The organism is Aquimarina acroporae (assembly GCF_023195925.1).
In the GTDB taxonomy this organism is placed as follows: Bacteria; Bacteroidota; Bacteroidia; order Flavobacteriales; family Flavobacteriaceae; genus Aquimarina; species Aquimarina acroporae.
The window spans coordinates 16,677-35,370 of record NZ_JALPRE010000001.1 but is presented as its reverse complement, the minus strand read 5'-3'; the positions used below and the strand labels follow the sequence as shown (position 1 = coordinate 35,370).

The following is an 18,694-nucleotide window of genomic DNA, read 5'->3' as shown; positions in this document are numbered from 1 at the left end:
CAATTTTCTTACATCCTCTTAGGTTATCTACATGTAAAGAGTCTATTATTCTTTTGTTATCTCTTCGATATCAGTTTGAGTATCTACTCTTCCAAAGAGTTTTTCTTTCCAGTTGGTCCATTTATATTTTTTAGATAAAATAAAGAGAAACAAAGGAAAAATAATCAAAACCGGAATTAGTACCTGAAACCCTGCACCAGGGTCTGAGGTATCAATAAGTATAGAATCGGTTTGTAAAGCTGTCCAGTTTGCCGTTACCAACAATACAGTTATTAAATTATTGGCAGCATGAAAACCTAAAGCTAGTTCCATACCCTCATCCATTAGCGTCATAATTCCCAAAAACAAACCAGTACCAATATAATACACCATAATAATCGGTCCTAGAGTATCAACCTCTGGATTGGCAGCATGCATAACACCAAAAATAACTGAAGTGACTACTAGTGGAATCCATCTTGTTTTGGTGGCTAAACCAAGCCCTTGCATCATATATCCTCTAAACATATATTCTTCAAACCCTATTTGAATAGGTATTAGAACAACAGCCATAGCTAAAAGAATAAAAAAGGATACCGGTTCAAAATTGAATATATAATCCTCTGGGCTTAGATAATAATCCAACCCTGTAGATAGAATTATAAATCCTGCCATTAATGAGAACACAAAGAACACTCTTTTCCAATCAATTTTTTTTCTTGAGGTTGTTAAAGATCGAATTGATTGTTGGTGTACTACTTTTACCCAAAAAAACAATCCTCCTAGAAACACTACAAATGGAGCCATTGATAAAAGAAATACTCCTTTTTTTCCTATCATTTGAATTTGTTGATCTATAGCTTCTTTACTATCAATATTCATCATTTGTGCGAGCACATAATTCGCCACCATAAATCCTATAAACCCTAACGGTAATGGGATATACTTCCACATTCCTAATTTACCTTCTAATCCTTGTTTTATATACATAAACTGTAATTATTTAATCTAGATATGTTAAGTTCCATTCTTTTTGTTTGTTTACCACTAAAGTACCTTTTTTAACTTCTAATGGGCACTCTATATTATTGGTAAATAATCCTCCGGTTCCCAACCCTTGTGGCATTTTATTATTGAGTGTATAGGTATACTGCGCTATTGCATTCAAACCTATATTACTTTCAAGGGCACTAGTGATCCACCAAGGGATATCTAAAGACTCTGCAATAGTAATCCACTCATGAGTACCTTTAAAACCACCTATTAAACTCGGTTTTAGAATTATATATTGTGGTTGTATTGTTTGTAGCAATTTTCTCTTATCTGTTACATCAAATACCCCTATAAGCTCTTCATCTAGTGCAATTGGCAAAGGAGTTCTCAAACATAATTCTGCCATTTGCTTAAATTGACCTTGTCGTATCGGTTGTTCTATACTGTGCAAACCAAATTTTGAAAGCCTTTTTAACTTTTCTAATGCTTCCTTAGATGAGAATGCCCCGTTTGCATCTACTCTTAATTCTATCTCTTCTGCAGAAAATTTCGATCGTATGAAAGACAGCAATTCTAGCTCTTCATCAAAATCAATCGCACCAATCTTCATTTTTATACAATTAAAACCCTGATCAATCTTAGTTTTAATTTGGTCAAGCATAAACTGTTTTTCTCCCATCCAAATAAGACCATTGATCTCAATACTATCCGCTCCTCCAGTAAAATCTGAAGGAAACAAATGAAAAGGTGTTTCACTTTCCAAAGATCTAAATGCCATTTCTACTCCGAATTGTATACTTGGGAATTCTTTTAATTCAGGTAACAATTTTTCAACTCCAAGTTCGATATGTTCGCAGGTCCATTTTAGCTTTTCCTCATAATCTGGTCGGTCATCGATACTAAGCCCTCTAAGAATTCCGCATTCACCAATTCCTTTCTTTTCGCTATCATCGATTACAATAAACCAGGTTTCTTTTTGCTTAAGGATACCTCTAGAAGTACCACTTGGTCTTTTAAAATCAAGAATATGTTTATGATAAGTAGCTTTCATTACAATTCTATGCTCTTTCCTATATCCAATAATATTAAATCTTTATCCTTTGCAGAAAATTTCTGTTTTGCCTCGTTATGGTCTATTTCTATGAATCCAAAGGTATCATAATGAACTCCCAGCACTTGATTACATTCAACAAAATCACTAGCTATTACAGCATCATCAATCCCCATGGTAAAATTATCTCCTATTGGTAGAATTGCCAGGTCCAATTTAGTGGTCAAAGGGATTAATTTCATATCCATTGTAAGGGCTGTGTCACCTGCTATATAAATACTTTTAGTTTCCCCTTCTATTACAAAACCACCAGGTTGCCCTCCATAAGTACCATCGGCAAAGCTACTAGTATGTATTGCATTCACATATTTCACCTTTCCGAAAGGAAAGTTCCAGCTTCCTCCATGATTCATAGGATGCACTTCGATACCTTTTTTTTGGTAGTACATCGCTATTTCATAATTAGAAACAATAGTAGCATGATTTTGTTTCGCTATAGATTCAGCATCCAATACATGATCTTGATGTGCATGAGTCAATAAAATATAGTCTGCCTTTATTGAGCTTATATCTATAATATCTTTTGCCAGAGGATTTCCTGAAATAAAAGGATCTACAAGAATATTGATGTTTTTGGTTTCAATCAAAAGCGAGTTCTGACCATAAAAGGTAATTTTCATTTGTGAGGGTATTAATGATTTGTGTGCTGAAATTATAAAATCTGACCGATACTAAACAAAATTGATAGCAAAAAAGTTGTTAATGCTACTTTTTTTAGTTCTGGATCTAAGAGCTCTGCTTCCCTATTTTTATAAACTGTCTTAAAATGTATGAGTAAAGGAATAAATGCAATAAGAAACAATGCTTGAATTGGTTTTTCATAGGTAACCGTAAGAAAAATAATCATAGCTAGCATTGCTACAATTATAATGGTAAGATGATATCGTTTTGCTTTATCAATGCCTAACTTCACTACAAGTGTGTTTTTACCTACATTTTCATCATTTTTATGATCTCTCATATTATTTAAATTCAGCACTGCAGTGCTCAAAAGGCCAATAGTTATTCCAGGTAAAAAGATCAAACCATTTAGATGCTTAGTAAAAAGGAAATAGCACCCAACAACGCTCACCAAACCAAAAAATACAAAAACAAATACATCTCCTAATCCCTTATATCCATATGCAGATTGCCCTACAGTATATTTTATGGCTGCAACAATAGCTATTACTCCTAGCACAAAGAAAAAAGCTGAATACAAAAAATTCTCCCTTCCAAAAGAAACATAAATTAATGCTATCGCAAAAATTAAAGTAATCAAAGATGTAATCACAATACCAATAAACATTTGATTTTTACTAATTGTACCACTCTGTAGTGCTCGTTGTGGCCCCACTCTATCTGCATTATCTGTACCTTTTACTCCATCTCCATAATCGTTGGCAAAATTCGAAAGTATTTGCAAGCCTAATGTAGTCGCAATGGCTAACCAAAAAATCGAAGTCTGATAGAAATCTGCCACTATTTGATTATCTGAGTTTTCAATCAATAATTGTTTAAAACCCAATGCTGATCCCACAATAATGCCAGATACTGATAAAGGTAATGTGCGAAGTCGTGCAGCAGAAATCCAAGCTTTTACTTTACTCATTTGTGCTATTTAAGATTTCAAAGGAACAGTATTTTCTTTGAAAAAAAAACAAAAACTATTTTTTCAATTTTTTAAATTAGCAGAATGCATCCAGTATTTGCTTTTGAATTTCCTTCTTTTAATTTGTATAGCACACCGCTTCTTATTCTGGTGCTACAAGCATTTGTGTTTGCCACCTTATTGGTATTGAGGTACTTCAAGAAAAAATATATCCCCGCTCTTATTCTGGCATTGTTAATATTTATTACTGGTTATCATAGAACTACCTATACTATTGGCTTCATGGAATGGTACGATACCTATAGAAATACCAAAATTAATTATTGGTTAATTGCATTAAGTCTAGCCGTTGGACCATTGTTATATTTTTATGTAAAATCTATTACCACGCCCAATTTTAAATTCAGAAAAAAAGACTTTTTTCATTTTGTACCAGTACTGGTTTTTGTAATTTATAAAATATCCATATTCATCTATGATGCCCAGCAACCGGGGTTTGATCAAACTCAAAATGGGTATTTAAAGATAAATCTAGACGAAAAATATATTCAGCCGCTTGTAGGGATCATTGAAAATATACAAATGCTATTATATCTCGCTTTTACGCTTCAGATATTTTATGCATACAAAAAACGAATTCAAGAGTTTTTCTCTAACACTTATGCCCTTGAACTAAATTGGATGCGTAATTTTCTGTTTATTTATTCCTTTTTGTTTTTATATAGTATTTTTGAAAGTACCATAGGGAATTTAATTATTGATTTACATTGGACACAGCGTTGGTGGTACCAGTTTTTCTCTGCGCTTGCAATCATATATATTGGAATAAAAGGATATTTTACCAACACCAATACACTTAACAATCTTGATTTCAATATCACTTCCAAAAAAACCACCCAATCAAATTCTGAAAAGGAAACAAATGCTACCCTAGCAGATAGCAAAACCAAAATAGAACATTATATACAGGAACATAGACCTTTTTTAGATCCCGACCTAAATCTAACTCAACTTGCGAAAATGCTTAAAATGTCTGTTCCTGAATTATCTGAAACTATTAATTCTGGATTCAATAAAAACTTCAACGACTTTATTAATGAGTACAGGGTTCATGAAGTACAAAAAATGCTTAGGGAAGGAAAACAAAAAAAACTATCGCTACTGGGCATAGCTTACGAATGTGGTTTTAATAGTAAGGCTACATTTAATAGGGTTTTTAAAAAGTTTACAAATACATCACCATCACAATATGTAGCGCTGAATACTACGGAAATGTAATTTTTATGAATTTCGCAATTTGTATTCTTCACGTTTTTGTGAGAGTTTTCATAGATTAGCCCTTTAAACCACTAGAAACCTATGAAGAATTTTTATAGAATAAGTACTTTTTTATTGTTGTTTTTAAGTGCTTCTTGCAATAACACTTCAAAAAAAGAAAAAACAACCGAATCTCAAGAACAAAAGAAAAGTGTATCTTCTGTTGTAGTCAATAAAGAAAAACCATTTATTTGGGAAGGAGCCAATGTATATTTTTTACTTACAGACAGGTTTAACAATGCAGATACAGAAAATGATAACTTACTTGACAGAACCAAAGAAACTGGAACTTTAAGAGGTTTTGAAGGTGGCGATATAAAAGGGATTATTCAAAAAATTGAAGATGGATATTTCAAAGATTTAGGAATTAATGCACTCTGGTTTAACCCCGTTGTAGAACAGGTACATGGTAGTGTAGATGAAGGAACGGGTAACACTTACGCCTTTCATGGGTATTGGGCCAAAGATTGGACCAATATCGATCCAAATTTTGGAACTTACGAAGATTTAAAAAACCTAGTTTCTGTTGCCCACAAAAATGGAATTCGAATCTTAATGGACGTTGTTATTAATCATACTGGTCCCGTAACAGAACAAGATCCTGTATGGCCAGATAATTGGGTAAGAACATCGCCGCAATGTACCTACAAAGATTATGAAAGCGCAGTAAGCTGTACTTTGGTAGAGAATTTACCAGATATTAAAACCGAAAGTGATGAGGAAGTAGAACTACCAAAAGTACTTATCGATAAATGGAAATCTGAAGGTCGATTAGAAATTGAATTAGCAGAAATAGACATTTTCTTTACCAAAACCGGATTAAAAAGATCTCCAAAAAATTATATAATAAAATGGTTAACCGATTATGTAAGAGAACTAGGAATTGATGGATATAGAGTCGATACCGTAAAACATGTCGAAGAAGATGTTTGGAAAGTACTGGCAGAACAAGCTAAAATTGCATTTGCCGAATGGAAATCTAAACACCCTGACCAAGTATTGGATGATAACGATTTCTACGTACTAGGTGAATTATACGGATATGGAATAGATGGAAAAAGATACTATGATTTTGGAGATAGAAAAGTAGATTACTTTGCGCATGGTTTTGATAATATGATCAATTTTCAGTTTAAATACGATGCAAAGCAACCGGAGTACGAAAAGTTATTCAAAAAGTATAGTGATATTTTAAATACCAATTTAATTGGTAAAGGTGTAATGAACTATATAAGTTCTCATGATGACGGAGACCCTTTTGATAAAGATAGAAGCAAAACCTTTGAGTCTGCCACTAAGTTATTACTTACTCCAGGTATTTCACAAATTTATTACGGCGACGAAACTGCTCGATCTCTTATTATTGAAGGCACAGAAGGAGATGCGACTTTACGTTCAGTAATGAACTGGCACGATTTAGAAAAAGAAGAAACAAAAAAACTATTGAAACACTGGCAAAAATTAGGTCAGTTTAGAAAAGAACACGCTTCAATAGGTGCCGGTAAACATAAAATAATTTCTAAATCTCCATATACCTTTTCAAGAACTTATAATAAAAACGGTTTTTCTGATGCTGTAGTGATAGGGTTAGATTTACCAAAAGGAGAAAAAACATTAGAAATTAATACTATTTTTCCTGATGGAAGCACTCTTATCGATGCTTATTCTGGAGTTAAGACTAAAGTTTCTGACGGAAAAGTAACATTTACCTCAGATGAGACTATAGCGCTTTTAGCCATTGATATATAGCTCTTTACTGTTTTTTTATTAAAAAATAAGACGGCTCAAATCATAATTTGAGCCGTCTTATTTTGTTATGAGGCGCAGAAGCTCATAATCATTCAGACATTTGACCTGTTGAACAATCAAAATCTTAGAACAGATGAAAAATGTACTGAAAAAAATTATGACACCCGTTACTACCAAATACTGGTATACAGATCTTCTATTTGCCATCCCAAGAATACTATGTGGCTACTTCTTAGCGGTAAACTTTGGAGGAAGCAAATTTGGTGTACCATGGAGTCCAGAAGGCTCTCCCGATTTATCTCTATTTGAAGTAGTAGATTGGTTCCCGCAAGATATAGCAGAATATGGCGGGATATTCGCAATGTTCCCTGTGTTTTTTGCCTGGATGGGGGCAGCTAGTGAAGCCATTGGAGGTGTATTCCTTGCTCTTGGTCTTAAAACGAGAATAGCATCATTCTTCATTATGTGTACCATGTTGGTAGCCATTTTTTTCCAAAAATGGGGAGATGGCATGTGGGGAATGCTTCCTGCTATGGGGTTTTTATGGCTTTCCATTTACAACTTAGTCTTGGGTTCAGGAAGGTTTGGACTAGATTACATTCTTACTCAAAAACTGACTTTTCTAAAATTTAAAAGTACACTGCTAAAACTCATTTAAACACTAATACAATTACTAAAAAAAACAAAATTATGCGTTACATATCACTATTGCTTATACTAGTAAGTTTAACCAGCAAAGCACAAATAAAAGGAAACGGGATCATAGAAACAAGATCGTATACTGTAGGAAATTTACAAACGATCAAAATAAATTTATATGCAGATATTAGTATCGATACATCAATAAAAGAAGAGATTATCATTACGACAGATACCAATATTTTTGATTTAGTCGATAAAGAAGTGGTTGATGGTGTCCTTAAATTAGAGCAAATAGAGTGGATACAACCCTCTAAAAGACCTAAAATTATTATTGGTGCTCCAAATCTAACAATGGTAGAGCAAGGCACTAATAATACCGTAAAAATAGTAAACATAGATAACGAAAAACTGCAGTTGACTGCTTTGATAGGAAAAATAATAGCAGAAGGAAAAGTAAAAACTCTAAATGTAAACGCCGAAACTGGAACTGTAGATGCTTCAAAATTAGAATCGCTCAATGCAAATGTAAATATTTGGAATCGTGGAAAAGCTATTTTGAATGTAAAAAATGAATTAGACTCAAAATTAGATACAAATGCTAAAATTAGGGTAGTGAATACTCCTAAAATTTTGAAGGGCGACTCTAAGAAAAGCTTAGCCCAATCCAAAACTCTATCGAATCAGGATTCGGTAAGGTATATTAAGTTTAAAATCAAAAATAATTCGTTATCACGCAATCAATTTTTCGTAGTGGGACCAAAACCTGATGGGGGCAGTTTTGGTTATGGTTTCCCTATGATGCCTCAGTCAACTCGCAAAGAAACCTGGACAACCGGAACCAAAGTGTATAAGGTTAATGCACTTGGTTTTCGTAAGCTTCTGATTACCATTACACCAGAAAATGAAAACCAAACTGTGAAGCTTTTTTAATAACACTTACCCCTATAGAAGAACTTACCTCCTTAGGATTAAGGAGGTAAGTGTTGGGGAAAACAAAAAAAGTAAGGGAAAAATTGTAATTGGAATACTTTTCAAAGATAAAGAGGTTTGAGGCATATACGGTTACGGTTTTACCTCAAACTTTAGCTGGAATACTAGTATTCATTCAGGTAATTCAGTATAAATCATTGATTATCAAATATTTAATAAAAATAGGCCGAATTGTTAAATTATCGTAAACTGAAAAATAATATCCTCTTTTAAATAAATAAAGGTTTCAGAGTACTTAAAAGTTCAGGAAAAATTTAAATTTGCAATAATTATTTAGTTAACCATTATTATAATTCAATATCCTTGGAAAATAAAAAGGCCATCAAATTAGTAGACAAAATTGTTACCGACCTTGATAAGAACGGAATTAATAAAGACACTTTGATAGACGATCTTAAAAGTCTTAGAGAATTTGCATTAGAAGAACAAATTCCTTTAGTGGTAAAAGTATTACGTTATACTTATGAGCATATAGAGGAAAACGATTCTTTTCTTATTCCTATTCCAGATGATGAGCCTGTAGAAGAAGATGAAGAAGCAACTGCAGACAATACTTCAAATTCTGATCCTGTTGAGAGTTTAAAATATTTGGTTTCTCTTACCAGAAGTGTGAATAACAAAACGAATGTAGCAGACTTGAGAGAGTATAGAGATGCTCTAAAAGATTTCTAGATACTTATCTTATATTTTCATAGTACTAAATTTTAGCTAGTAATAAGTTTTATAGGTAAAGTACCTTATCTATAGATTCCCGGTACTGTTTAAAGTTAACCAGGTTATTATGTGAACCTCCGGGAATTATTATCATTTGCTTGTTAGGACCAGAAATGTATTCAAAAAGCTTTTTGCCAGACTCAATAGGTACTACTGTATCATCGGTACCATGAAAAATGGTTACTGGGCATTTAACATTTTGGATAAATTCGTTTGAAGGTATTTTGTACTTAAGCAATAACCCAACTGGTATAAAAGGTACTTTTTCCTGAGCTAAGGTTGTCATGCTATTATATGGCGTTTCTAGAACCAAGGCTTTAGGTTCATTTTCTGATGCTATTTTTGTAGCAATACCAGTTCCTAATGATCTCCCGTATATTAAAATTTGATTTTCGGGATACCTTTCTAATACATACTCATAAAATAATTGTGCATCACTATACAATCTAGATTCACTAATATCTCCAGTACTTTTCCCATACCCCCTATAATCCATTACCACTACATCATATCCCTTATCTACAAAAAAGGTTGTTAACTCTCCCCACCTTCTCAAGCTACCACTATTACCATGAAAATATAGGATAACACCTTTAGTAGTTTCTGCCTTAAAGTGCAAACCATTTAAACGAGCACCATCTTTGGTATCTAAAAAAAACTCTGTAAATCTATGATCAAACTGAAAAGTAAAATTTTGCGGGAGTTTTTCTGGATGAAACAAGATTTTTTCCTGAAAAAAATAGAGCGCAAAAAAAACTATCAGATATAATACACCACAGAAAAGAAGTATTTTTTTAATTCTACGCATTTACCTTTTTTGATGAATGCATAACTCCAATACTAGTATTAGAAAGGTTAATTTTTTTAAGTCTTGAATTAATGATTTCTCCCAGCATACGATGGTACGATTCAAAATTATTCAGATTCTTGTGCCCTCCCCCTATTACAGTATAGAGCCTGGTGAGTTTAGGTCTAACTTTAGATAACTTAACGCTAGATTTAAAAGGAATCAGTTTATCATGGGTACCGTGTATTATATGAATTGGACAGTTCACATATTTTAACCATTTATAGGTAGGAATAGGATATCGCATAATTAAAGAAACGGGCATAAAGGGAATAAACTTGGCAGCTACTTTGTTTAAACTGTAATAAGGAGCATCCAGAATCAACATTTTCGGACTGTTGATAGACGCTAGTTTCGCAGCAAAACCAGATCCCATAGAACGCCCATATAGAATAATGTATTTCTCATCTACCTTATCCTTAATTTTATTATAAACAAACTGTAAATCTCGTTTAATGGCTTTAAAAGACCTTCTTCCTGTACTCTTTCCAAATCCGCGATAATCCATCATAACTACATCATAATTATGTCTTGTAAAATCTACCGCAAATTTCCCCCACCCCTTTATACTCTTAGAATTCCCTTTAAGGTAAAGTACAACTCCTTTAGGATTTTTCACTTTAAAATGAAGACCATTTAGAATCGCTCCATCTCTAGTTTCTAGATTATACTCTTCAACTTCCTGATTCTTATAGTGAAATTCAAAATCTTTGTCTAATTTTTCAGGTTTGAAAATAAAATATTCTTGAAGATAATATAGAGCTATGCTTATGGCAAAATACACCAAAAGCACAATTATCGCAATATATCCCCAACTAGACATTTTAATTTATTTATTTCCTAAGTAACTAATTTACAAAAAATTAAATAGCAATAAAAATCCCGCCATATGGCGGGATTGTATACTATATTTTAATAAAAAAGCTTATCTTCTTGCGTCATAAATTCTAAAACGAACACCAACACGAGCATAGATATCAAAAAATTTACTATTGGTATCGGTAATATTGTCTACGAAATCGTTCATCACTCCTACCTCTGCCATAATATCGAACATCTCGCCTATCATCTGAGAAAAACCTGCACCATATACACCACCAATAACGAGTTTTTCATAAGCATCATCCTCTAATTCTACATCACCTACTTCAAAATTGGTATTCACTCTAAACGATGGTCCAACATTAACAAATGCTCGGAATCTATCTTTACCTGCTCCAAACAAATATCTAAACTTTGGGTTAAGTCCTACCTGAAGTGTTTTTGCATCTCCAACATTTTCTATTTCACTAGTTCTTTGTAAAAGCTCTAATGAAAACACTATACTGGTCCTTGCTCTAACTCCCATTAGATATCCATAACCAGCATTTACATAAAATCCCGTCCCGCTACTAGTTTCAGCATCATCCAAATTTAATGTAGAGAACGTTGGTCCTGCAGAAACTTCCCATCGGTATTGACCATAAGAAGTAGTTATGCACATGATTAATAAAACAAAAAAGACTAGTTTTTTCATAATTTTCAGTTTTGATTTGGGTTGTAAGTCTTCGCGAAAATACTAAAATTAAAATAACGCCCATAAAAAAAACCTGTACAACGACAGGTTTTTTAATATACTAAGTACGATACGATACTTATTCTTTATGCATAAATGCTTGCTTTTGTAATAAAAACTCTTCGGTCTCTACAACATCCTCGTCCGGCACGCAACAATCTACTGGACATACTGCAGCGCATTGAGGTTCTTCATGAAAACCTTTACACTCTGTACATTTATCGGGCACGATATAATAGATCTCATCGCTAACAGGTTCTTGAGCCTCTTCAGCATTTACTTCTTTACCTCCAGGTAGCACAACATCTCCTTCTAAATCTGTTCCATCTGCATATCTCCAATCATCTGCCCCCTCATAAATTGCAGTATTCGGGCATTCTGGCTCACAAGCACCACAGTTTATACATTCATCCGTTATTATAATTGCCATAGCTCTTTTTTATTCTAAATTTGCAACACAAAAATAACTCGTAAACTAGTGATAAACAAATAAGAAATGGTATTAAATAATCGAATAAAAGCTTTTGAAGAACTCGGAAAGTTTCTTAACCAATTTAAACCAACTGGTTATGAGAAAGTTAATACTGTTTTACACAATGATCTTTTTTTTGAAAAAATGATTCAAAAAATAGAATCTGCTGAGCATCATAATGGTTGGTTCACAAAAGAAAATGTTCTTTTTTCGGTAACTCAGTGGGCAGAAGCTCTTACTACTTCAAGACTTAACAATTGGTTACAACAATATACTATTACCGATACCAATACAAAAACCATTGGAGTAATAATGGCTGGGAATATACCATTAGTGGGTTTCCATGATTTTCTTTCAGTTCTTATTTCTGGGCATAAAATAATAGTAAAACAGTCTTCAAACGATAACCAACTACTCCCCTTTTTAGTTTCTTATCTTGAAATGGTTGAAGCAAATTTTAAAAACTATATTTCCTTTTCAAAAGACAAGCTTACAAATTTTGATGCTGTTATTGCCACAGGAAGCAATAACACTGCTCGATACTTTGAATACTATTTTGGAAATGTTCCTCATATAATACGCAAAAATCGCAATTCGATAGCTGTTCTTACCGGTAATGAAACCAAAGAGCAGTTGCATGCCCTTGGAGAAGATATATTTAGATATTTCGGTCTGGGATGCAGAAATGTATCTAAGATTTTTGTACCTAAGGGATATGATTTTGATTTGTTTTTTAAATCAATGTATGCATACAACGATATTATAAAAGGTGCCAAATATGCCAACAATTATGATTACAATAAAGCTGTCTACCTAATGAGTAATTATAAGTTACTAGAAAATGGTTTCCTAATGCTAAAGGAGGATACAAGTTATGGTTCTCCAATTGCTACCCTCTTCTACGAAACCTATGATTCTCATTCAGAATTAACAAAAAAATTGGAAGCTGATAAAGAAAAAATACAATGTGTAGTATCAAATGGTAGTATAGAAAATTCTGTGGATTTCGGATCAACTCAAAGACCAGAGCTTTCAGATTATGCAGATGGGATAGATATTATTGAATTTTTGACAAAAATTAATTAAATAATTTATCATTTTAATAATGCATTTGTATAAGATAATTAGCACCTTTGTGGTGTTTTTTTCTTAATCGAATGAAGATAAAAAACAAGACAGAAACTGGAATAATTAATAATAACAAAATTTACGATGAAAAAGCACAATTTTAGCGCTGGACCCTGCATTTTACCACAAGAAGTATTTAAAGAAGCTTCTGAAGCTATTTTAGATTATAATAACTCTGGTCTTTCTATAATTGAAATTTCACATCGTAGTAAAGATTTTGTCGATATCATGGAAGAAGCCCGAAGTCTCGCTCTAGAATTATTGGGACTGGAAGGCAAAGGGTATAAAGCTCTATTTCTGCAAGGAGGAGCTAGTACTCAATTCCTTATGACAGCTTATAATTTATTACAAAACAAAGCTGGTTATATCGATACAGGAAGCTGGAGTGCCAAAGCAATAAAAGAAGCCAAATTATTTGGAGAAGTGGTAGAAGTAGCCTCTTCTAAAAATGAAAATTATAATTACATCCCTAAAGGATATGCTGTTCCAGAAGATTTAGATTATATTCATTGTACAAGTAACAATACAATTTTTGGTACTCAGATACATGAATTCCCAACTACTAACGTACCATTGGTATGTGATATGAGTAGTGATATATTCTCAAGACAACTTGATTTTTCAAAATTCTCTTTGATCTATGCAGGAGCTCAAAAAAATATGGGACCAGCAGGTACTACTCTGGTAGTGATAAAAGAAGATGTCTTAGGCAAGGTAAAAAGACAAATTCCTTCGATGCTAGATTATCAAGTTCATATTGGTAAAGCCAGTATGTTTAACACTCCTCCGGTATTTGCTGTATATACCTCAATGCTTACGCTAAGGTGGTTGAAAAGCAAAGGAGGAATTGCTGCTATTGAAGAATTAAATGAGAAAAAAGCAAAACTAATTTATTCAGAAATTGACGTAAATCCTTTATTTAATGGTTTTGCTGCAAAAGAGGATCGTTCTATGATGAACGCTACCTTTACATTAGCCAATGAGGACCTTAAAGAAACGTTTGATGCGATGTGGAAAGAAGCTGGAATAAATGGAGTTAATGGACACCGAAGTGTAGGTGGATACAGAGCGAGCATGTATAACGCAATGACCATAGAAAGCGTTGCTGCATTGGTCGATATTATGGGCGACCTTGAGAGAAAAGCATAACCAACATTAATAGTTAAGTGAAATGCAAATTTGCTCTTAACATTAAAACTTAAAAATTAAAAATGAAAGTATTAGCAAACGATGGAGTATCTCAGAGTGGTATCGATGCTCTAGAAAAAGAGGGATTCGAGGTATTAACTACTACGGTTGCTCAAGATCAATTGGTAAATTATATCAATGAGAATGAAATTAATGTATTATTAGTTAGAAGTGCCACAAAAGTTAGAACAGATATTATTGACAATTGCTCTTCACTAAAGATTATTGGTCGTGGTGGTGTTGGAATGGATAATATTGACGTAGAATATGCAAGAGAAAAAGGTTTACATGTAATTAATACACCTGCTGCGTCTTCAGGATCTGTGGCTGAGCTTGTATTTGCACATTTATATGGAAGCGTACGTTTTTTACATGATTCTAACCGCAATATGCCTTTAGAAGGTGATAGTAAATTCAAAAACCTCAAAAAAGCATATGGAGGCGGTATAGAATTAAGAGGAAAAACACTTGGAGTAATAGGAATAGGAAGAATTGGCCAAGCTACTGCAAAAATTGCAATAGGAGTTGGTATGAAAGTTATTGCCTATGATCCTTTCATTGAAGAGGTAGACATTCCTTTAGAATTTTATGATGGACAGTCACTTAATTTTAAAATTAAGACTGTAACTAAGGAAGAAGTTCTTAAGAATGCAGACTTCTTTACGCTTCACGTACCAGCACAAAAAGAATATGTTATTGGAAAGGCTGAAATTGCCCAAATGAAAGACAGAGCTGGAGTTATAAACGCTGCACGTGGTGGTGTGGTAGACGAAGTAGCTTTGGTAGAAGCTCTTGAAAATGAAAAACTTGCTTTTGCCGGATTAGATGTATTTGAAAATGAACCTAGTCCAGCTATAAAAGTATTAATGAATAATAAAATATCTCTTACTCCTCATATTGGAGCAGCAACGGGTGAAGCTCAAGATAGAATTGGTCAGGAACTAGCTGAACAAATTATTTCTATTTTAAAATAAGATATACTTTTTATCATATAAAAGCATCGTTTTCGATATGAAAACGATGCTTTTGTTTTTAATCGCCAAAAACTGTATTTCATCTGTTTTTACAGAAAATAAAATATATACAAATTATAGATCATAAAGTTAAAAGGCGTAAATTTAAATACGTAAAATTAAATAATACAACTATGTCAGGAATTTTAGATCTTTTAAATAGCCCAATGGGTAGACAAATCATAAACGGAGTTAGTTCTCAAACAGGGCAGCCTGCAAATAAAACAGGCGACTTGTTAAGTATGGCAATGCCAGTTTTAATGGGTGCTATGCAGCGTAATGCTTCTACACCTGAAGGTGCTTCAGGGTTGTTAGGCGCTCTTTCTGGAAAACATACAGGTGGTATTTTGGATAACTTAGGAGGTCTATTTGATGGTGGCGTAGATCAAAGCGTAACCGATGATGGTGCTGGAATTCTAGGGCACATCCTTGGAAGTAAGCAACCTGCTGTTGAAAATGCACTTAGCCAAAAATCTGGAATAGATGCAGGGTCGGTAGCAGAAATTTTAAAGGTTGCTGCCCCTATCCTTATGGGAGTTCTAGGAAAACAAGCTTCTCAAGGCAACGTTAGCGATGCTAATGGCTTATCTGGTCTTCTAGGCAGTATGTCTGGTGCTCAAAGAGGTTCGAAAGAACAATCTCTAATTGAATCTTTTTTAGATGCAGATGGTGATGGCAGCATCCTTGATGACGTAGCAGGAATGTTGTTGAGTGGCAGCGGAAGCAAAAAAGGAGGACTTGGTGGACTTCTTGGTGGACTGTTCGGAAAATAAGCAAACGAAAAGATCATAAATAATGGTTAAAGCCGAAGAAAATTCTTCGGCTTTTTTGTATTTTACTCATATGGAATACATTAAGAAATTGCTATACATAGTTATCATCAGTTCATTTGTATTAAGTTGCGCTACAAATAAAGACGGTAATGTAAATAACTACATCTCATACAAAGACAACGTAAAAGATGAAGTGTCTGACACCCTTAGAATTGCAAATGATAGTCTGGAATACGAAATTATTATTATAGAACCAGGTTTCAATCAGTGGTTGGTAACACAAAGGCCCAGAGGATACTTTGGAGAACAGTTTCTCGAGGTTAGAAATCAACAGTTTGTTGTGGAATACAATCAAAGAGTTTTACAACCGCAACGTTTTAGACCCGATTTGTATATCCAACAAATAAACTATGAACCTCATATTCATTATGGTTATGAGGTGAATTACTTGCTATATCATTACTTTCTATACTTTCAGCAACGATACCAACAAAATTTTTCATTTAGCAGGGGACGTAGGTACTAACTTCTTTATATTTTATTTATTTTTGCACCATGCAAAAATTTAAAAATCGCTGGGAAATACAGGCAAATTGGCAATTATTGTTCCCAACTCTGGGATTATTAAGTTTAGCTTTCTCAGGATATTTGATTAGTAAATCACTTCTCAAAGGGTTTGGTGTATCACCAGATGAAACTGCATACCTGGGACTATTGTCAGCTATTACAATTTTCTGTACCACTGCCCTATTGTTTATTACACTAAAACTATTTAACATTCTCGAATCAAGATGGGAAGTTACCTATAGATGGGAACTCATAGCTATTTTTATTGCTTTTGCCGTTACAGGATCTACCGCGGCAAGGGTTTCTGACCCGATACTCTCATTTATTGGGCTTCAACAAGAAACTACAAATGGTTGGATCTATTGGCCCATTAGAATTCTACTAATTTTCCCGGTGTATCAAGTACTCCTTTTAATTGTAGGATGGCTTTTTGGTCAATTCAAGTTTTTCTGGAACTTCGAAAAGAAAATGTTATCCCGAATGGGGTTTGCCCGATTTTTTAAAGATTAGGAAGCATCTACTTCAATAAAGTCCTCGGTATCTTCGGTTTTTTCCTTTTTAAACACATAAGTGTATAACCACATAATGGTGAATGTTGGTATTACGTCAAATCCAGGTAGTGCTTCTTCAATAAAAGTAAAAACTCCTGCTGCTTTTCCTACATTTCCTTGATACATCTTGGTCATAAGGAATCCCGCCAGAGGGGCCCATACTACATCACCAAATTCACCTATCATAGGTATAATAAAGGTCACCATTCCCAGTGCATCAAAAAGTAAGCTTAGTGCAAGTTTTTTGTATTTTTCTTTTGCCATATTTGTTATTTAGGTTAAATCTCTATTGAAATAAAGCAAATAGTATTCCAAAATAAATTATGCCAAATCGGCCGAAATAAGACGTAAAAATTCTGTTCGGGTTTCAATTTTTTCAAACTGCCCCCTAAAACCAGAAGTTGTAGTAGTAGAATTTTGTTTTTGTACCCCTCTCATCATCATGCACATATGAGAAGCTTCAATAACCACTGCTACACCTTTGGGTTTTAATGTATCATTTATACATTCTAAGATATCATGAGTAAGTCTTTCCTGTACCTGTAGGCGTCTTGCAAAAACATCAACAATCCTTGGTAACTTACTCAAACCAACAATATGACCATTTGGAATATAAGCAATATGCGCTTTTCCAAAAAATGGAAGCATATGATGTTCACAAAGCGAATACAACTCAATATCTTTTACTATTACCATATCATCATAATCCTCTTTGAACATAGCACTTCTAAGTATTTCTTCGGGGTTTTGATGATATCCCTGGGTAAGAAACAACATCGCTTTGGCAGCACGTTCTGGTGTTTTTAAGATTCCATCTCTTTCAAGATCCTCTCCTAAATCTCCAATAATAGATTTAAACTTATCTTTTACTTCTTCGGTAACACTTATGTTATATTCTTCAAAATTCTTATATGGCATGGTAATTCTAAATGTCTTTTTTTAATTTGCTCTTAAAGGTAGTATATAATTTATTAAGTTTTGGATTAATTACAAATTGACAATAGCCCTGTTCACTATTTTGGTTATAATAATTTTGATGATAATCTTCTGCATTATAAAATGCACCTAACTCGGTAATTTCAGTTACGATTGGAGCTTCAAAAATGTTCTGATCATTCAATGTTGAGATCAATTCTTCTGCTACCATTTTTTGATCTTCATCGATATAAAACACTGCACTTCGATATTGAGTACCCCTATCTGCACCTTGTCTATTTAAGGTAGTTGGATCATGAGTAGCAAAAAATATTTCTAATAGTTCTTTATAGCTTGTAATATTATCATCAAAAACAATCTTTATGGCTTCAGCATGACCTGTTCTTCCTGTAGTTATCTCTCTATATGCCGGATTTTTGATATTTCCACCAGTATACCCAGAAATTACATCTTTCACCCCTTCTATGCGTTGAAAAACTGCTTCAGTACACCAGAAACAACCACCTGCCAACACTGCAACTTTATCGTTCATTTTCCTATAATTTTGTTAAAAGTAATTTTTAGTTCAACTAAAATAA

At 33.5% G+C, this 18,694-nt stretch carries 22 protein-coding genes; 11 read left to right on the top strand and 11 right to left on the bottom strand.

Annotation, left to right across the window (positions count from 1 at the left end):
• Positions 1-45: 45 nt before the first annotated feature.
• The 4 genes from M0D21_RS00170 to menA are packed head-to-tail and all read right to left on the bottom strand — an operon-like array spanning position 46 to position 3,674.
• The gene (locus tag M0D21_RS00170) at positions 46-969 is read right to left on the bottom strand and encodes a CPBP family intramembrane glutamic endopeptidase (RefSeq protein ID WP_248325362.1); all 924 of its coding nucleotides are present in this window, start codon (positions 967-969) and stop codon (positions 46-48) included.
• A gap of 13 nt (positions 970-982) precedes the next feature.
• Positions 983-2,023, bottom strand: a complete 1,041-nt coding sequence (locus tag M0D21_RS00165) for an o-succinylbenzoate synthase (RefSeq protein WP_248325360.1) — start codon at positions 2,021-2,023, stop codon at positions 983-985.
• Positions 2,023-2,703 carry a metal-dependent hydrolase gene (locus tag M0D21_RS00160; RefSeq protein ID WP_248325358.1) on the bottom strand — a complete coding sequence of 227 codons (681 nt, stop codon included), beginning with the start codon at positions 2,701-2,703 and terminating at the stop codon, positions 2,023-2,025. The genes M0D21_RS00165 and M0D21_RS00160 overlap by 1 nt, the downstream gene beginning before the upstream one ends.
• A 32-nt stretch (positions 2,704-2,735) precedes the next feature.
• Positions 2,736-3,674, bottom strand: coding sequence for a 1,4-dihydroxy-2-naphthoate octaprenyltransferase (gene menA / locus M0D21_RS00155; RefSeq protein ID WP_248325356.1), 939 nt, complete (start codon positions 3,672-3,674; stop codon positions 2,736-2,738).
• An 84-nt stretch (positions 3,675-3,758) separates the two neighbouring features.
• Between menA and M0D21_RS00150 the strand changes: the two genes are divergently transcribed.
• The 5 genes from M0D21_RS00150 (at position 3,759) to M0D21_RS00130 (ending at position 9,044) form a co-directional block, all read left to right on the top strand.
• Entirely contained in the window at positions 3,759-4,952 is a 1,194-nt protein-coding gene (locus tag M0D21_RS00150) for a helix-turn-helix domain-containing protein (protein ID WP_248325354.1), read from the top strand.
• 81 nt (positions 4,953-5,033) lie between these two features.
• Positions 5,034-6,740, top strand: a complete 1,707-nt coding sequence (locus M0D21_RS00145; RefSeq protein WP_248325352.1) for an alpha-amylase family glycosyl hydrolase — start codon at positions 5,034-5,036, stop codon at positions 6,738-6,740.
• Between the two features lie 133 nt (positions 6,741-6,873).
• Positions 6,874-7,398 (top strand): DoxX family protein, encoded by a 525-nt coding sequence (locus M0D21_RS00140; RefSeq protein ID WP_248325350.1) that lies wholly within the window; start codon positions 6,874-6,876, stop codon positions 7,396-7,398.
• A 32-nt stretch (positions 7,399-7,430) separates the two neighbouring features.
• Positions 7,431-8,312 carry a GIN domain-containing protein gene (locus tag M0D21_RS00135; protein ID WP_248325348.1) on the top strand — a complete coding sequence of 294 codons (882 nt, stop codon included), beginning with the start codon at positions 7,431-7,433 and terminating at the stop codon, positions 8,310-8,312.
• A 363-nt stretch (positions 8,313-8,675) separates the two neighbouring features.
• Positions 8,676-9,044: a hypothetical protein gene (locus M0D21_RS00130; RefSeq protein WP_248325346.1), complete on the top strand. Its 369-nt coding sequence runs from the start codon at positions 8,676-8,678 to the stop codon at positions 9,042-9,044.
• Positions 9,045-9,093: 49 nt separating this feature from the next.
• Here the strand turns inward: M0D21_RS00130 and M0D21_RS00125 are convergent, their stop codons facing one another.
• The 4 genes from M0D21_RS00125 to M0D21_RS00110 all read right to left on the bottom strand — a co-directional run bounded on the left by M0D21_RS00125 (position 9,094) and on the right by M0D21_RS00110 (position 11,918).
• Positions 9,094-9,894, bottom strand: a complete 801-nt coding sequence (locus tag M0D21_RS00125; protein WP_248325344.1) for an alpha/beta hydrolase — start codon at positions 9,892-9,894, stop codon at positions 9,094-9,096.
• Positions 9,887-10,756 carry an alpha/beta hydrolase gene (locus M0D21_RS00120; RefSeq protein ID WP_248325342.1) on the bottom strand — a complete coding sequence of 290 codons (870 nt, stop codon included), beginning with the start codon at positions 10,754-10,756 and terminating at the stop codon, positions 9,887-9,889. Before M0D21_RS00120 ends, M0D21_RS00125 begins: the two co-directional genes overlap by 8 nt.
• 102 nt (positions 10,757-10,858) lie before the next feature.
• Entirely contained in the window at positions 10,859-11,449 is a 591-nt protein-coding gene (locus tag M0D21_RS00115; protein ID WP_248325341.1) for an outer membrane beta-barrel protein, read from the bottom strand.
• A gap of 118 nt (positions 11,450-11,567) precedes the next feature.
• A complete protein-coding gene (locus M0D21_RS00110; protein WP_248325339.1) occupies positions 11,568-11,918 on the bottom strand; it encodes a 4Fe-4S dicluster domain-containing protein in 351 nt (116 codons plus the stop codon).
• A gap of 66 nt (positions 11,919-11,984) precedes the next feature.
• Between M0D21_RS00110 and M0D21_RS00105 the strand changes: the two genes are divergently transcribed.
• The 6 genes from M0D21_RS00105 to M0D21_RS00080 all read left to right on the top strand — a co-directional run bounded on the left by M0D21_RS00105 (position 11,985) and on the right by M0D21_RS00080 (position 17,139).
• Positions 11,985-13,046, top strand: a complete 1,062-nt coding sequence (locus tag M0D21_RS00105; protein ID WP_248325337.1) for an acyl-CoA reductase — start codon at positions 11,985-11,987, stop codon at positions 13,044-13,046.
• Positions 13,047-13,172: 126 nt separating this feature from the next.
• Positions 13,173-14,237, top strand: coding sequence for a 3-phosphoserine/phosphohydroxythreonine transaminase (gene serC / locus M0D21_RS00100; protein WP_248325335.1), 1,065 nt, complete (start codon positions 13,173-13,175; stop codon positions 14,235-14,237).
• Between the two features lie 62 nt (positions 14,238-14,299).
• On the top strand, positions 14,300-15,250 hold the full coding sequence (locus M0D21_RS00095) for a D-2-hydroxyacid dehydrogenase (RefSeq protein WP_248325333.1): 951 nt from the start codon (positions 14,300-14,302) through the stop codon (positions 15,248-15,250).
• Between the two features lie 173 nt (positions 15,251-15,423).
• A complete protein-coding gene (locus M0D21_RS00090; protein WP_248325332.1) occupies positions 15,424-16,062 on the top strand; it encodes a DUF937 domain-containing protein in 639 nt (212 codons plus the stop codon).
• Positions 16,063-16,084: 22 nt separating this feature from the next.
• The gene (locus M0D21_RS00085) at positions 16,085-16,588 is read left to right on the top strand and encodes a DUF6146 family protein (protein WP_248325330.1); all 504 of its coding nucleotides are present in this window, start codon (positions 16,085-16,087) and stop codon (positions 16,586-16,588) included.
• 29 nt (positions 16,589-16,617) lie between these two features.
• The gene (locus M0D21_RS00080; protein ID WP_248325328.1) at positions 16,618-17,139 is read left to right on the top strand and encodes a DUF6787 family protein; all 522 of its coding nucleotides are present in this window, start codon (positions 16,618-16,620) and stop codon (positions 17,137-17,139) included.
• Here the strand turns inward: M0D21_RS00080 and M0D21_RS00075 are convergent.
• The 3 genes from M0D21_RS00075 to msrA are packed head-to-tail and all read right to left on the bottom strand — an operon-like array spanning position 17,136 to position 18,648.
• Positions 17,136-17,444 (bottom strand): hypothetical protein, encoded by a 309-nt coding sequence (locus tag M0D21_RS00075; RefSeq protein ID WP_248325326.1) that lies wholly within the window; start codon positions 17,442-17,444, stop codon positions 17,136-17,138. The two genes, M0D21_RS00080 and M0D21_RS00075, sit on opposite strands and share 4 nt — an antisense overlap.
• A gap of 57 nt (positions 17,445-17,501) precedes the next feature.
• Positions 17,502-18,098 (bottom strand): GTP cyclohydrolase I FolE, encoded by a 597-nt coding sequence (gene folE / locus M0D21_RS00070; protein ID WP_248325324.1) that lies wholly within the window; start codon positions 18,096-18,098, stop codon positions 17,502-17,504.
• Between the two features lie 7 nt (positions 18,099-18,105).
• A complete protein-coding gene (msrA, locus tag M0D21_RS00065; protein ID WP_248325323.1) occupies positions 18,106-18,648 on the bottom strand; it encodes a peptide-methionine (S)-S-oxide reductase MsrA in 543 nt (180 codons plus the stop codon).
• Positions 18,649-18,694: the final 46 nt, after the last annotated feature.